This window comes from Streptomyces sp. NPDC087310, from assembly GCF_044744405.1.
In the GTDB taxonomy this organism is placed as follows: Bacteria; Actinomycetota; Actinomycetes; order Streptomycetales; family Streptomycetaceae; genus Streptomyces.
In genome coordinates this window covers 595,950-611,392 of record NZ_JBIUYF010000003.1, presented here as the reverse complement: position 1 = coordinate 611,392, position 15,443 = coordinate 595,950, and the positions used below count along the sequence as shown (strand labels likewise).

The 15,443-nt window shown below is 73.1% G+C and carries 8 protein-coding genes and 1 pseudogene; 4 read left to right on the top strand and 5 right to left on the bottom strand.

What is annotated here, in order from left to right:
- Positions 1-56 precede the first annotated feature (56 nt).
- The 4 genes and pseudogenes from ACIO3P_RS13315 to ACIO3P_RS13300 form a co-directional block, all read right to left on the bottom strand.
- Positions 57-3,608, bottom strand: a pseudogene (locus ACIO3P_RS13315) (SAV_2336 N-terminal domain-related protein); the annotation flags it as partial.
- Positions 3,608-4,693 (bottom strand): AAA family ATPase, encoded by a 1,086-nt coding sequence (locus tag ACIO3P_RS13310; protein WP_401849265.1) that lies wholly within the window; start codon positions 4,691-4,693, stop codon positions 3,608-3,610. The pseudogene ACIO3P_RS13315 and the gene ACIO3P_RS13310, both read right to left, overlap by 1 nt.
- A 65-nt stretch (positions 4,694-4,758) precedes the next feature.
- On the bottom strand, positions 4,759-7,044 hold the full coding sequence (locus ACIO3P_RS13305; RefSeq protein WP_401849264.1) for a caspase family protein: 2,286 nt from the start codon (positions 7,042-7,044) through the stop codon (positions 4,759-4,761).
- Positions 7,041-8,408, bottom strand: coding sequence for a hypothetical protein (locus tag ACIO3P_RS13300; RefSeq protein WP_401849263.1), 1,368 nt, complete (start codon positions 8,406-8,408; stop codon positions 7,041-7,043). The genes ACIO3P_RS13305 and ACIO3P_RS13300 overlap by 4 nt, the downstream gene beginning before the upstream one ends.
- 529 nt (positions 8,409-8,937) lie before the next feature.
- Here ACIO3P_RS13300 and ACIO3P_RS13295 point away from each other — a divergent pair.
- Both ACIO3P_RS13295 and ACIO3P_RS13290 read left to right on the top strand, forming a co-directional pair.
- The gene (locus ACIO3P_RS13295) at positions 8,938-10,266 is read left to right on the top strand and encodes an AbfB domain-containing protein (protein WP_401849262.1); all 1,329 of its coding nucleotides are present in this window, start codon (positions 8,938-8,940) and stop codon (positions 10,264-10,266) included.
- A 90-nt stretch (positions 10,267-10,356) separates the two neighbouring features.
- The gene (locus ACIO3P_RS13290) at positions 10,357-11,409 is read left to right on the top strand and encodes a peptidoglycan DD-metalloendopeptidase family protein (RefSeq protein ID WP_401849261.1); all 1,053 of its coding nucleotides are present in this window, start codon (positions 10,357-10,359) and stop codon (positions 11,407-11,409) included.
- 40 nt (positions 11,410-11,449) lie between these two features.
- Here the strand turns inward: ACIO3P_RS13290 and ACIO3P_RS13285 are convergent, their stop codons facing one another.
- On the bottom strand, positions 11,450-12,292 hold the full coding sequence (locus tag ACIO3P_RS13285) for a DeoR/GlpR family DNA-binding transcription regulator (RefSeq protein ID WP_401791722.1): 843 nt from the start codon (positions 12,290-12,292) through the stop codon (positions 11,450-11,452).
- 177 nt (positions 12,293-12,469) lie between these two features.
- Between ACIO3P_RS13285 and ACIO3P_RS13280 the strand changes: the two genes are divergently transcribed.
- Positions 12,470-13,945 (top strand): Nramp family divalent metal transporter, encoded by a 1,476-nt coding sequence (locus tag ACIO3P_RS13280; RefSeq protein ID WP_329824290.1) that lies wholly within the window; start codon positions 12,470-12,472, stop codon positions 13,943-13,945.
- Between the two features lie 68 nt (positions 13,946-14,013).
- Complete coding sequence (locus tag ACIO3P_RS13275) at positions 14,014-15,024, top strand: phosphoglycerate dehydrogenase (RefSeq protein ID WP_401849260.1); 1,011 nt, start codon at positions 14,014-14,016, stop codon at positions 15,022-15,024.
- Positions 15,025-15,443: the final 419 nt, after the last annotated feature.

Sequence of the window (15,443 nt, the reverse complement as noted above, 5' to 3'; positions counted from 1 at the left end):
GCGCGCAGCTCCGCCAGCAGCTTCCGCGTGCTCTTCGTGCACTCGTGCTCTTCTCCCCTGACCCGCAGGGCCACTTCGAGCACCTCGGTCCACTGCGCCTCCGCCTCCTCCGGACGGCCGAGCCCCCGGAGCGAGTTGCCCAGCTTCTGCCGGGTCCAGAGCGTGTTCACGTGCTCCGGGCCCTGGACGCGCAGGCGCTGCGCGAGCAGGGAGCGGAGTTCCTTCTCCCCCTCGGCGAAGTGGCCCGCCTTGTTGAGCGCGTTGCCCAGGCTGTGCCGTATCCCCAGCGTCGCCCCCGCCTCCGCGCCCTGCACCCGGGTACTCGTCTCCGCCAGAATCCGCAGGTCCCGTTCGGCCTCGTCGTAACGCTTCAGGTCGCGCACGAGCAGGGCGAGCCACCACCGGGTCGTCAGGGTGCTCGGGTGGTCCGCGCCCTGGATCCGGGTCTCCGCGGCGACCGTGGCGCGGTACTCCCCCTCCGCCTCGGCCAACCGGTCGAGCCCCGTCAGGGTCCGCGCCCGCCAGTACTGGGACAGCAGCGTCGGCCGGGCGTCGGGTCCGAGCGTGCGCTCACGTCCCCGGAGCGCCCGGGTGAACTCCGTCAGCGCCTCGTCGTAGCGCTCGGCGTCGTGCAGGGTGATCCCGAGGGAGTGGACGGTGGTGAGCGTGCTGGGGTGCTCCTCGCCCAGAAGACGGAGCTGATCGCGCAGCAACGCGCGCTGGACGGTCTCCGCCTCCTCGTACCGCTTCTGGTCCGACAGGATCTCGGCGCGGACCATGAGCGACCTGAAGTAGTCGACATGGCGTTCCCCGCGTGTCTCGACCAGCACCGGCAGCAGTGCCCGGGTCTCCGTCTCCGCCTCCTCCCACCGCCGTTGGGCGCGGAGCGAGCCGATGAACTCGTGGCGCGCGGACAGGGTCCGCCAGTCTCCCGGGCCGTGGGCCCGGTGCTCCCGGGCCACCACGTCACGCCAGACCTCCTCGGCCTCCTCGTGGCGTTCCCGGTCCTTCAGCAGGTGACCGAGTTCGATCAGGACGCCGAGGACACCGGCGTTGCTCTTCGGCAGCGCCGACTGCGCTTCCTCCAGGGCCGATCTGACCTCCGCCTCCGCCCCCTCGTAGTGCCCGCGCCGCCGCAGGGTGCCCGAGAGCCAGATACGGCTGTAGAGCGTGCTGAAGTGGGTGGGCCCGAGGAGGTCACGCCGTTCCAGGGCCACAGCCCGGAACTCGGCCTCGGCCTCCTCGAAGCGCGTCAGGCCGATGAGGAGGCGGCCCCTGCTCTGCCGCATGTCGAGGATCTCGTCACGTTCCTTGTCGGGACGCCGCCCGAGCAGCTCGATGAGTACGGCGGCCTCCTTCTCCGCGGCTCCCGGGCGCCCGGCGCCGTCCAGCAGCCCGACGAGGAACCTGCGGGCGTTGAGCGTGTAGTCGTGCGTCTCGCCGTGCGCCCTCGCCGACAGCTCGACGATCTCCCGGAGATGGGCCTCGGCCTCGTCGTGCAGGCTCAGTCGGTTCAGCGCGAGCGCGAGGTGGCCGCGCAGGCTGCGGGATTCGAGATCATCACCGGTACTGAGCCGGGCGAGCTGTACCAGGATCTCGTCGCGCAGCAGGTCGGCGTACTCCTGCCAGCCCGCGGAGACGAGTTCACCGGCCAGCCTGGCCACTTGCTGAACGCCCGTCCATCCGGACGACCCGTCCCGCATCTCGGCACCGCTGAGCAGCCGGTCGACCGCTTCGCGCACCGGCACGGGCAGAACCTCCTCCGCGTCCAGCCGCCGTACGAGGGCCATCAGCGGCGGCTGTACCTGCTCGGAGGCGTAGGAGCGGTGCGGGGCGGCGCCCGGGGGCGGGGTCTCCTCCGGCTGTCCGTCGGCCCCCTGCTGGTCGTCCGCCCTCTCCGGGGTCCGGTCCTGGTCGGTGTCGAGCAGCCCCAGCCGTTGCAGCAGCTCCGGCGAGGCCGCCGCGAACGGGCGGGCCTCCGCCGCCACCGTCGCGTCGCCGCCGTCCGTCAGGCGCGCCCGGAACTCGGGGCCGCCGCCCTGGCGGCGCAGCAGGAACTCCGTCACCCGGGCCGCCGTCTCCAGCGCGTCGGGGGTGCTGACGCCGTCCAGGAGCAGGTCGGCGACGCCGGGGTGGAACTCGTACTCGGCGGACTCCGGGGACCGCGTACCCCCACCCCCCGCACCGCTGCCCGTGCCTGTGCCTGTGCCTGTGCCCGTGGCTCCGTCGTGCGCGCGCAGCAGACCGCCCAGGAAGACCTCGGCGAGCTGCGCGGGGTGGAAGCTCTCCCCCGCCTCGCGCCGTTCCGCGCCGCCCGCCTGGTGAACCAGGCGCATCACCGGGAGCGTCAGCGGATGGATGGCGGCCAGCGAGCGCGCCAGGCGCTGGCTCTCCGGCGACGCCGCGCCCCGGAACCGGCTCAGGCGCTCCTCAGGGGCGGGGCCGGCGGTCGAGGCCGGTTCGGCGGCCGGTCCCTGCTTCTCCGCCGGTTCCTGGTCCGCCGCCGGTTCCTGGTCGCCGGTCAGCAGCATCACCGGCAGCTCCACGTCATCGGCGCGGCCCGTCCCGACGAGCGCCGCCCATGCCGCGAACCGGCCCGCCTCCGCCTCCAGTACCGGGATCGGCGTTCCCTCGTACGAGACGAGCCCCGGGGGCAGCACCGGATGGCGTACGGACAGGGCGCGGCCCGGAGCCCCCTCGCGGTCCGCCGTGACCAGCAGCCGCCGCGTCGGCATGCCGCGCTCCGGCCACATCCGCGCGGGCAGCGGCTGGATCACCGCCACGGGCGAGTGGCGTGCCCAGGCGCGCAGCATGCGCGGGATCGCGCCGCTGCGCCATGCCGGGCCCACCCCGTCGGAGAGGACGAGCATCACCGTACGGCCGGAGGAGTCGGCGAGATGGCGGGGCGTACGGCGCGGTGCGGTGGGGGCGTACGGACGGGCCCTGAGCACCGGCGCGTCGGCGGACCCGCTGTCCAGGCCGTAGGTCCGCACGCGCTGGAAGGCGCCCTGGCGTTCCAGCAACGCCCTTGTCTCACCGGCCAGTTGCTGCCACAGGGCCATGGAGGGGCCGTCGTCGACGACGAGGGCGACGCTCAGCCAGCGTTCGCGTCGCGGCCGCAGCACGGCGTCCGGCAGGCCGGTCTCGGCGATCCAGTCGGCGGTGGCCGTCTCGTCCAGGGTGAACGCGGACCGGGACGCCACGCTCCGCCGCAGCGGGCGCAGCGACCGCGCCAGGCCGCGGGCGGCGGGGAGGGCCCGTACGCCGTGTACGCCCACGGCGCGGGCCGGGCGGGTGCCGGTGGCGGCGCCGCGCCCGCCCGGCGCGTACAGCCCCGCCGGGACACCGGTCCCCGGCTCGTCGTGGTCCTCGTCCTCGTGGGCGTCCCAGAGCGCGGTGGGCCCGCCGCCCCGCGGCTGGGCGCCGTCGGCCGTCCCCGGCTCGCCCGCCTCCCCGGCCTCGCCCACGGCCGGCCCCGTACCCCGTCCCGCGCCCGCCGCCGTACCGGCGGGCGCGGTGGTGACGGCGAGCCACAGGACGTCGCGGAGCTCCTCGGCGGACAGCTCCACCCCCGCGTCCTCCAGCAGGGCGCTCAGCCGGTGGATCATTACGCGTCCGCTTCGTCCAGCGAGCGGAAGAGCTTCTCCCGGAGGGTGTCCTGGTCCAGCTTCACGCCCGAGTGCCGCAGATGGACGGCGTTGAGGAGCTGGTCGGTGGCGAGTTCGCGCTCCTCGGCGTCCCGCAGGCCGAGGAAGGTGGCGATCAGATCCTCCGCGCGGGCCCCGACCTCGGCACCCAGGTGCATGGTGACGATCTCCTGGAGCGCCTGCCCGTCCGGCTGCTTGAGGTCGAGGCGGACGCAGCGCCGCAGGAAGGCGGGCGGGAAATCGCGTTCGCCGTTGCTGGTGATGACGACGACGGGGAAGACCCGGCAGGCCACCCGGCCGCCGTCGACCGGCACGCGCTCCTCCCCTCCGGTGACACGGACCGTCACGTCCGGCCGCCGGAGGCGGGCCAGTTCGGGGATCTCGAACTCGCCCTCCTCGAAGACGGTCAGCAGATCGTTGGGGAGGTCGACATCGCCCTTGTCGAGTTCGTCGACGAGCAGGACGCGCGGCCTGTCGCGCGGCAGGAGCGCGGTGCCCAGCGGGCCGAGGCGGAGGTAGTCGCCGATGTCCGGCTCGGAGCCGTCCGCCGCGTCCGCCGAGCCGGATGTGCCCGCCGTGCCGGATGTGCCCGCCGTGTCCGCCGCATCGGATGTGCCGGATGTGCCGGATGCGGCGGATGTGTCGGACGTGTCGTGGTGGCGGTGGAGCGAGGCGTCGCGGAGCCGGCCCACCGCGTCGTACCGGTACAGGCCGTCCGAGAGGGTCGTACGGCTGTTGACCGGCCAGTGCAGCACCTCCCCGAGGCACAGTTCGCGGGCCACGGCGTGCGCCAGCGTCGACTTGCCCGTGCCGGGCCTGCCGGTCACCAGCAGCGGACGGTGCAGGTGCAGCGCCGTGTTGACGACGTCCCGGTCCTCGTCGGAGATCAGGTACGGCAGCCGCCGCCCGTCGGCTCGCCGGGGCGAGCCGTTGCCGAAGCGGCGCCACGGCGGGGCCTGCGGCCAGTCGGTCACCTCGTGGGGTGCGGCGCCGCCGCCCCGGAAGAGCCCCCAGTTCCCCGCGTCGTTCCCCGCGTCCTCCGTCATTGACCAGTTTCTCCTCGTAGGTGATGCGCGCGTGTCCGTGGTGGGTGTGTGCCCTGCCGTGGGCCTCATGGCGCCGACAGGTCGAGCTGTTCCGGGAGCGGACGGTGCGGGTCGTCCCACAGCAGCGCGAGATGCCGCCCCGGATGGTTCTCGTCGGATTCGCTCGCCGCCCGCAGCGTGCGCAGGCGTCCGGGGAAGGCGGTGAGCCGCTCCGTGCCGAGGAGGGCCTTCAGCTCGTGCTCCGCCTCCGTCAGCTCCCGCTCGTTGTGCCAGACGAGGACGGGCACGCCGAGGAACAGGCAGGCGGTGAAGACCTCCTGCCGGGCCCGCCTCGGTGTCGTCATCACCACGCCCGGGATGTCCTCCTGGTGCTGAAGGTCTCCGTAGACCTTCCTCGTCGCCTCCATGTGCCCGGGCAGCCAGTGGAGATCCCCGGTGCCGGCGGAGGCGACCCGGTCCCACTTACGCTCCCACAGATGGCGCCGCTCCTCACGGAACTCGACGCAGCGGACGACGACCGGGAAGTCCGTTCCGAGGAAGCGCCGCACCGGGCCCGCGGCCCCCAGTTCCCAGCAGTGGAAGTCGAGTTCGAGGTCCTTGGCCGCCACGAAGAACTCCACCACGGTGTCGTTCGTACGGGCATGGCCGCTCAGCAGTTCGTCAACGCCCCGCTGTATCTCGGCCAGGGAGGCGGGGGTGTCCACCTTCGCCAGCGACTCCGTACCGGCGTCCCTGCGCGCCCAGACCTCGTACCGGCGCCGCTGCCCGGAGCCGGTCGGCGGATGGAGCCGGATCTGCACCCGTTCGTCCACGGGGGCGCTCTTCGCACCGGTGCGCTCCGCCGTGTCGTCGGCGTCGCCACGCCGGTCGAGCAGCGCGGCCTCCAGCCCGATCCGTACCGCGCACCGCGACGACCAGTCGCGCAGCCGGTTGCCCACCGGCTCCCGGTGGAAGGCCGCGTACCGCTCGACCGCCCGAAGCAACTGGGGCAGTTGGTGCTCCCTGGGCAGCAGCTTCTCCAGTGCGTCGGCCAGCGCGCCGGGCTCGGTCGGCAGGGGCCCCAGGCTGGGGATCTCCGTACGGGCCGCTCCGGCGAAGTCGCCGCGCGCCCGTGCGTCCAACTCCTCCAGCAGGCCCACCAGTTCGTCGTACTCGGGCCCGGTCAGCCACTGGCCGTCCTGGAGCAGCCGGCACGCCTCCCACGCGGTGGCGGAGACCGAAGCGCCGGGAACCTGACCGGCCAGGACGTGGAGGAGGGTGGGTACGCCGTGCGGCTGGTCCAGGGCCCAGTCGACCAGGTCCGCCGCCGACGGGAGCGGGCTGGGCGGCACCGAGGCGTAGGCGTCGCACAGGACCACCGTGGCGGTGGCGGCCGCCCCGCCCTGCCCCGCCTCCAGCAGTCCGGTGGTCTCCAGGATCAGCTTGTCCCTGGCGAGGGTCCGCTCCGGCGTCCCGGGTGCGGAGGAGGCCCGGACCGGGCTGGCCGGCGGTTCCGTCGCGTCGCCCCGCCAGTTGACGGCGTAGAGGGTCGGGATCTGCCGGAAGTGCGCGTTGTCGGAGCGCCGCCGGTCGAACTCGCCCGCCACCCCGCTCCAGACCCGGTCGAGGTCCGGGCCCGCGCCGTCGTCGCCCTCGGCGGCCATGAGCTGGTCCAGCAGTACGGTCGTGAACACCCCGCCGCCGTCCTGGTTCTTGGCGACGGCACCCGCCTGCGAGGCGCGCATCACGAAGATCTGACGGTCGTGGTTGCTCTGCGTGGCCTCCGTGAGCTCCTCGGGCACCGCGGCCTGGGGGTGCGTCCTGGCGGGGAGCGCCTGGCGGCAGGCGTCGATGACGATGGTCACGCGGTCCACACCACGCCCCGGGAGACACTCCGTACGCATCAGGTGGATCAGGTTGTCCGCGTCCAGTCCGAGCAGGTCCGTGTCGCGGGTGTCGGGGTAGAGGAGGCTCCACCGGCCGCCCCTGGCCTGTACGCCGTGCCCGGCCCAGTAGACCCACAGCCAGTCGCTGTCGATACGGCGCAACTCGTCCCGGAACACCCGGCGTACGTCGGCGCGGTCGGCCGTACGGTAGCCACCGGGCACCGCCGCGTCGAGGGCCGCCCGGTTGCGCTCCAGCGGCGAGGCCAGCACGTGGATGTTCTCCGGGGGGACACCCTGGCGGGTGAGCCACCGGTGCATGCCGATCGCGTCCTGTACCGGCCCGTCGAGCTCCGAGTCCTCGCTGCCGCGGTACGACTCGACCGCCACGAGCACGGCGTGCGTACGGCGCCAGTCGTGCGGCGCCACCACCGGAGCGGGGGCGGCGGACGTGGTGGGTGCGGCGGGCGCGGTCTCCGCCGCCCTCACGGCAGCTCCGCCGCCAGCCGCTTGTACAGCGGTCTGTGGGCGAAGTAGGCGCTGTGCGCACGCGGGAAGGGCTGACGGGTGTCGACCCGGACATCGGTGACCCGGCCGGGGAACACCCGGGAGCCCACGAATCCGAGCAGGTCCCGCTCGTCGTAGAAGTTGAGCCAGCGGGGGAACGCGGCGGGCAGCGGTTCGCCCCGGCCCAGTGCGGTGAGCGCGTCCAGCTCGTAGAGGAACGGCGCCTGGGAGCCCACCGTCGCCAGCAGTGCCACCCGATCCAGCACCGGGTCCGCCCCGCCCGCCCCTTCGGCGGCTTCGGGGTTCCGGCCCGCGAACAGGTCCACGCAGGCGATACCGCCGAGGCTGTGCGCGAGCAGGACGACGGGTCCGGGGTCGGCCTCGGCCGCGGTACGGACCGCCTCGACGATCGCCGCGCGGATCGCCTCGCCGCGCGCCTGGTAGCGGAGGATGTCGCCGCCCGCCGGTACGGCCGCCCCCGTCAGCGGGCCGCGGGTACGCCGGACCGCCGAGGACATCGGCCACAGGAACGGGGTGGCGAGCCGGCCGCCGGTCCACTTGAGGGCCGTGCCCGTCGCACCGCGGTCGGTGCCGCCGAGGCGGTCGGCGAGCCGGCGTACGAGGATGTCCCGGTCCGCGCCGTCCACCGGCAGCGGTTCGTCCGCCCCGTCGCCGCCTCCGGCCGCGTCGCCCTCCGCCTCGTCGTCCTCGGCCAGGCACAGAGCGAGGGCGAGTACGGCACGGGCGGCCACGGGCTCGATCCCGGGGACGTACGGGACGCCGCCCAGGGCGAGGGAGATGGCACCGGCGACCCGGTCAGCGGCCTCGCCGGTGAACGGGGCCAGTTCGGCGGCCAGTTGGCGGGCACCCTCCAGGGCGCCCTCGCCGTCGCTGCCGTCGGTCTCGTCGCTGCCGTCACTGCCGCCCGTACCGCCGCTGCCGTCGTCGCCCTCGGCCAGCGGCTCGCGCGCCTGGTCCCGTACGTGTTCGGCGACGCCCTCCCAGGGGTCCCGGCGGCCGAGCGCGAACCCGGAGCCGCCGCCCGCCTCGTCCGCCGCCGCGGCCTCGGCGAAGGCGTGCAGTTCGGCCAGGGGGTCCGCTTCGAGCAGGGACCACAGGGCCAGGGGGTCGTCCGTGTCGTCCGCGCCGAAGCCGCGGTCCTTGCCCCGTACGGGAAGGGAGACGCCGCCGAGACCTAATCGGGCCCCGTGCGCGTCACCCCAGAAACACCGGACCACCCGTATGTCGGGTCTCACTCGGGCGAAGGCCCGGGACACGCGCGCGAACCTGCGTTCGTACGCCTTCTCCCGGACACCCGTACCGTGCACGAACACCACACTTGTCACTGGTCCCCCGATCCCCACCATGTGCCCTGTGACAGCGTCATGTTACGCGCGACAACCCCCGCACACCCAGTACTTGGCGGTGCCCGCCCGGCGGGAAGCGGCGTTCGAATCCCGCCATGTGCGGGCGATCGCGGGGCGCGCCCGTTCCTTCGGTGGCAGCATCGGCGTCCGCGGCCGGACACGGCGAAAAGCACGGGGAAAAGCACCGGGAAGAGGCGGAAGGCCCCGGACCGTCGCGCACCGGTGCGGTGCGTCGCATCGCGCCAAACCGCCCCAATTGCGTGTGGGGGATGCGATCCGGCGCCGACGACCTTTACCCAAAGGTCACGTGGTCCACTACTCTTCCACTTGTCACACCACTGACAACACACTGTATGCATTCACCACGCCACGCCCTTGGCCCCGCTCGGCCATCCGCGTCCCCCGAGACGCCCCCCTTCCTCTTGTGCCGACCGATCACAGATCCCCGATCTCGATCACGGATCCGCGTCCCCCCGTCCCCGCGGGCGACGCTGGAGGCAAGCTGCGCATGTCAGAGATGAACGGTGCCGACCCCACGCGGCCCATCGACCAGGCACCTCCCGGCACCCCCGAACCGCCACAACCGCCGCCCGCTCCGGGCAAGGAACTCGCGGTCATGGGCGCGGCCGGGGCGCCCACCGGGCCGGATCCCTCGGATCTCGAACTCTTCGCGGACGGTTCCGACCCCACCCCCGGCGACTCCACTCCCGGCGACGCCTCCGCCGGTGCCGGTGCCTCCGCCGGTGCCTCCGCCGGTGCCGCGGGACGTCTCTCCGGCACCAACCCCCGCCGTCTGCACGGACTTCCCGGCCGTCTCCCCCCGGAGGGGCTGCCCAACGGGCTCGGCTGGCCCGGCAGTTCGGTCGGGCCGCAGGCGTTGTTGCCCGTACCGCCGCCGGGGCTGCCGCCCGGTCCCGGGCCGGGGGCGCTGCCCGGCGGGCGGGCGCCGTTCGAGGAGTCAGCGCCGCGCTCGCGCTCCCTGTGGTTCACCGTGCTGGCCGGGGTGGCCGCGCTCGCCTGCGGTGCCACGCTCGTCGTCGTCGCGGGGCAGCCGGACCGGCGGGCCGAGGAGGCCGCGGCGCCGGTCACCGACGCGAGCGTCCCCGGGCTGCGCGGCTACCCGGAGCGGCCCGACGGCAATCCGGGCGACGGCGGCGACTCCGCGGGGTCCCTGTCGGACCCCGAGTCCCCCGCCTCGGGCATAGGGCACGACGAGACCGCGAACAACCAGCCCCCGCGCGCCGCCCAGAGCGACGCGCCGGGCACGCCGGACGCCTCCGCGGCAGGACCCGGCGCCGACGGGGACGGCTCAGGGGCCGAGTCCGGCACGGGCTCCCGGGACGACCCGGAGACGGGCGCGGCCGGCGGCCCCGGCAGTGGCGGGAACGGAGGCGGCGGGGACGGCGGGACGGTCGGGAAACCCACCACAGCGCCCACCCGCAAGGCGGCCCTGCAAGCCGTCAACTACCCGGACCGCTACTGGCACGTACGCGGCAACGGCCTCGGCTACCTCGACCCCGTCAGCCGGAGCGAGGCGGCCTTCACCGTCAAGGCGGGCCTGTCCGACGCGAAGTGCTACTCCTTCACCCTGAGCAACGGCCGCTATCTGCGCCACGCGCAGTTCCGGCTGCGCGCCGACTCGGACGACGGCAGCGGAACGTTCCGCAAGGACGCCACCTTCTGCCCCCGTACGGTCGGCAACGGCACGATCATGCTGGAGTCCGTCAACTACCCCGGCCGTTTCGTGCGCCACCGCGACTTCCAGCTCTTCCTCGACCCGTACCAGCACAGCGGCCTCTACCGGGCCGACACCGCCTTCCGTATGGTCGCCGGCTGACTGTGCCCCCGGCCCGCCGCCGTCGTCGGCGGGCCGATGGCATAGGGTCGTGCGCCGTCGGGACTTCGAACACCCGATCTGGGGGAGCCCGTGGGGAACGCGCGTTGGATCGTCCCGGTGATGGCCGGGGTGGTGATGACCCCTATCGCGATCGGGCTCGGCTTTCTGCTGATCTCGTCGGTCAACGACGGCGAGCCGGTCGCGGGCAGCGAACCCGCGCCGATGGGCACCGAGTTGAAGGCCGGCGACGGCGGTGTGCCTCCCGAGTACGGTCAGCTCATCCTGGACGCGGCGGCCGACTGCGACCAGAAGCTGCCCGCCACCGTGCTGGCGGCCCAGCTCAAGCAGAGCAGCAACTTCGAGCCGCGCGCGCAGTCCCTCGAATCCGGGGACCGGCCGCCGGCGCAGGGCATCGCCCAGTTCCGGCCCGCCGACTGGCAGGCCGAGGGGTACGACGCCAACGAGGACGGCAGGACGGACGTCTGGGACCCGGCCGACGCCATACCGTCACAGGGCCGGGCGATGTGCAAGTTCCTCGTGAAGGCGAAGGAGCACCCGGACTACCGCGGCAAGCCGATCGAGGTGGCCCTGGCGGCGTTCCACGCGGGCTGGGACACCGTGGAGACGTACCGCGGTGTTCCGAGGGCGAGTTGGGCGGACGGGGCGACGTACGAGTACGTCAAGGGCGTCATGAAGTCCTCCGCCTACATGGTCGTCCCGGCCGGCGGCTCGCTGCCCGGGAGCTGGACCCTCCCCGTCACGGGCCCGGCGGGCGCCCCGTACCACCAGCAGGGCTCCTCCTGGTCCACCGGACTGCACACGGGCATCGACTTCGTCGTGCCGACGGGCACCGAGGTCAGGGTGATCGGCGAGGGTGAGATCGTCACGGCGGGGCAGGGCGGGGACTACGGCAACCAGATCGTCGTCCGCCACGACGACGGCACGTACAGCCAGTACGCCCACCTCTCCGAGATACGGGTCAGCGCGGGCCAGCGCGTGCAGGGCGGCGCCGTCATCGGCCTCTCCGGCGCGACGGGCAATGTCACGGGCCCGCACCTGCACTTCGAGATCCGTACGGGCCCGGACTTCGGCTCGGACATCTCCCCGCTGCCGTACCTGCGCGGCAAGGGCCTGATCAGCTAGCGCCCCTCGTTCGGACATCGTCCAGCGCGCCTGCCGTATCTCACACGGTGACGACGGTGACGTGCTCCAACTGCCGGAAGGGCGCGAGCTGTTCGTCCGTCGCGCCGGTGTCGGTGACAAGGGTCCAGGCCCGGTCCAGGGGCGCCCAGGCCGTGAAGGGGCGGTGGCCGAACTTGCTGCTGTCCGCCAGGACGTACAGCTCAGCGCCGCGCGCCGCCATCAGTTCCTTCAGTGAGGTCTGCTGGAGGCTCGCCTCGCAGATGCCGAGCTTGGCGTCCAGGCCGTCCGCGCCGAGGAAGACCTTGTCGGCCGTGAGGCGGGACAGGGCCAGTTCGGCGAGGGGGCCGACGAAGCCGTGGCTGACGTGGCGCAGCGTTCCGGCGAGGGTGATGACCTCGACGCCGTCCGCCTCGGCCAGTTCGACCAGGGTGGTCAACCCGTTGGTGATGACAGTGAGTTCGCTCCGCCCGCGCAGATGGTGGGCGAGCCGGCCGGTGGTGGTGCCCGCGTCGAGGATGACCGTATCGCCGTGCGCGATCCGCGCAGCGGCCCAGCGTGCGATCCGGTCCTTCTCGGCGACGGCGAGCCCCGAGCGCTGGTTGAGGGAGGGCTCCGGCGTATGGCCGGGGGTGATGGCCCCGCCGTAGGTACGGGCCAGCTTGCCCTGTTCCGTGAGCTGGGCCAGGTCGCGGCGGATCGTGGAGGGGGTGACCGCGAGCGTGCGCGCCAACTCCTCGACGGCCGCCGTGCCGTCGGCGGCGACCATCCGCAGGATCAGGGCGCGGCGGTCCGCCGCGCGCAGCCGCTCGGGTCCGGCGGCCGGGCCGGGAAGGCCGGGGCCGGCTTCGTCGTACGGGTCCTGCGGGGCGTTCTGCGGATCCATCGTCGTCATCCTCTGGTCACCCGGGTCACGGGACAGGTTATCCCCGTTGCGCAGAAGACACCGTACAGACTCTTGCGCGTAACGCGCAGCCATGTCAGCGTTCTGCACGCAACACGCAGTTGCTGAGGTAGCGGTTGCCGGGTCGCGCCCAATGGCGGGCGCTGAGGCGGGAGAAGCATGACGACACAGAGCACGCCGGCGACAACGACGGCGAAAGCCGGGACCCCACAGGACACCGGGCCCGGGGCCACGCCCGAGGATCCGTACGCGCTCCACCCCTCCGACGCCCAGGACCCGCCGACCGGATTCCGCGGCACGGTCCGGCGGCTGGGCCCCGGCATGGTGCTCTCGGCGGCCGTGGTCGGCTCCGGCGAACTGATCACCACCACCGCGCTCGGCGCGAAGGCGGGCTTCGTCCTGCTGTGGCTGGTCGTCATCAGCGCCCTGGTCAAGGTCTGGGTACAGATCGAACTGGCCCGCTGGACCATCCTCACCGGCCGTACCGCGCTCTCCGGTTACGCGCAGGTCGGCCCCCGGTTCGGCGGACGTGGCCGGCCGGGCGCCGGGGTCGGCTGGATCAACGTGCTGTGGATCCTGATGGACTTCGCCAAGATGCTCCAGCGCGGCGGCCTGATCGGCGGCACCGCCGCGGCGTGCAGCATCCTCCTGCCCATCGGCGGCGCGGCCCTCTCCACCACCTCGCTGACCGTCTGGACCGTGATCATCGTCGCGGCCGTGATCGCCCTGATGTACTCGGGCCGCTACAGCGCCGTCGAGAAGAGCGCCTTCGTCGCGGTCGTCATCTTCACCCTCGTCACCGTCGGCCTCGCGCTCGGCCTGCCCTGGACCGACTTCTCGTACGGCGGCGCGGAGTTGGCCTCCGGTCTGACCTTCGCCATCCCGGCCGGGACCGTCGGTTTCGCGATCGCCATGTTCGGCATCACCGGCGTCGGCGCCGACGAGATGACCACGTACACCTACTGGTGCCTGGAGAAGGGGTACGGACGCTGGACCGGCCCCGACGACGGCACCGAGGAGCGCGCCCGGCGCGCCGAGGGGTGGATCAGGGTGATGCGGATCGACGCGCTCGTCTCCTGGGCCGTGTGCACGCTGTGCACGCTCGCCTTCTACGTCATCGGCGCGGCCGTACTGCACCCGCAGGGCCTGGTCCCGCAGGGCAACGAGATGATCACCACCCTCTCGCGCATCTACACCGACACCCTCGGCCCCTGGGCCCACTACCTCTTCCTCGCGGGCGCCATCGCCGTACTCTTCTCGACCCTCGTCGGCTCCACCGCGAGTGTCCCCAGGCTGTGGACGAACACCCTCGGCCTGCTGGGCCTGCTGGACTGGAACGACGTACGGGCCCGCCGGCGCGTGATCCGCATCCTCACGGTGGCGCTGCCGCCGCTGTGGGCCTCCTTCTACCTGTTCATCCAGTCGCCGGTGCTGATGGTCCAGATCGGCGGGGTCGCTGGCGGGATCTTCCTGCTCGCGGTGGTGATCGCGGTGTGGCACCTGCGGGCGGCGGACGTGGACGCGCGCTTCAAGCGGAGCAAGGGCCTGGGCGCGGCTCTCGTGGCGAGCAGTGCGGCCATCGGCGTCCTGGGCGTCTACTCGGTGCTGGAGGTCTTCGGCCTGGGACTGGGCTGACCCGTGGATGAGTTGACGACGAGGAAAGACCGGCAGCAGAACCACGGAACACAGGGAATGAGTACGCGATGAGTACGGCAGAACCGCACGCGAACCGGGGCCCGGAAGACGTCACCGCGCACCCCGGCCCCCTCGGCGAGATCCTCGTGACGACGCCCAGTTTCGGCCAGACTTCCCGCGCCCCCTGGGAGGTCTTCGAAGCCGCCGGTGCCCCCGCCCGTCGCAGCGCCTTCGCGCACCCGCTCGGCGAGTCCCAACTCGCCGAGGAGATAAGGGACATGGACGCCCTGGTCGTCGGCCTCGACCCGGTGACGGCGGCCGTGCTGGCCGCCGCGCCCCGGCTCAGGGTCGTCGCCAAGCACGGCGTCGGCACCGACAACATCGACCTCGAAGCCGCCCGGGAGCGGGGCGTACGCGTGGTCAACGCGCCCGGCACCAACACGGGCGCCGTCGCCGATCTGACCTTCGCCCTGCTGCTCGCCGCCGCGCGGAAGATCGTCCCGGCGCACGCGGCGGTCACCGGGGGCCGCTGGGACCGGTTCTTCGGCCCGGAGCTGGGCGGCCGTACGCTCGGCGTCATCGGCTTCGGGCGGATCGGCCAGGCCGTCGCCCGCCGCGCCCACGGCTTCGACATGGACGTCGTCGCGTACGACCCGCATCTGCCCGCCGAGGCGTTCGAGGCGGCCGGGGTCCGCTCCGTACCGTTCGACGAACTCCTCGCCGCGAGCGACGTCGTCACGCTGCACATGCCGCTGATGTCCGACCGGCCGCTGCTCGGCCGCCCGGAGCTGACGGCGCTGCGCCCCGGCGCGCTGGTGCTCAACACGGCGCGCGGCGGCCTGGTGGACGAGGACGCCCTCGCCGATCTGCTGCACAGCGGGCATCTCGGCGGGGCCGGCATCGACGTCTTCAGCAGCGAACCCCCCGTCGGCAACCGGCTCCTGGACGCGCCCGGCGTCGTCCTGACGCCGCACTGCGCGGCGTTCAGCGACCAGGCCAACCGGGCGATGGGCACCGCCGTCGCCGCGGATGTGGTGCGAGTGCTGCGCGGGGAGGCTCCTGTGAACGCGGTGGTCTGACGACACCCGCCGACCCGGCTCCGAGAGCGCGTCAAAAATCGATGCGAGGGCTCTGAGCTGGGAAAACGGACACTCTTTGGCAGGTCGGCTGTCGAACGCTCTGACAAGGTGTCATAATGGGTTGCGTAGCCCTTCGTGCATCCCCCGTCGCGAAGGGCTACACCTCTGCCCAAAGCTCTACGGCCCCGGAACGCCCCAGGCGACCGGGGCCGTTTCGCGCGCGGACGACTTCACGGGCAGGGGACTCCCCGCGTGACCCCCTGCCCGTGTTTTCTTGAGTTAACAGCGCCGCCGATTGTTTGCGCAAGCCGGTACCTGACCGTGGATCAAGACGTTCCACTTCTGATCGTCGCCGGTACCTCACCAGGTCAGGGTCGGTTACAGTACGACCCCGTTGACCCGAGCCCCTGTGGGGGCGT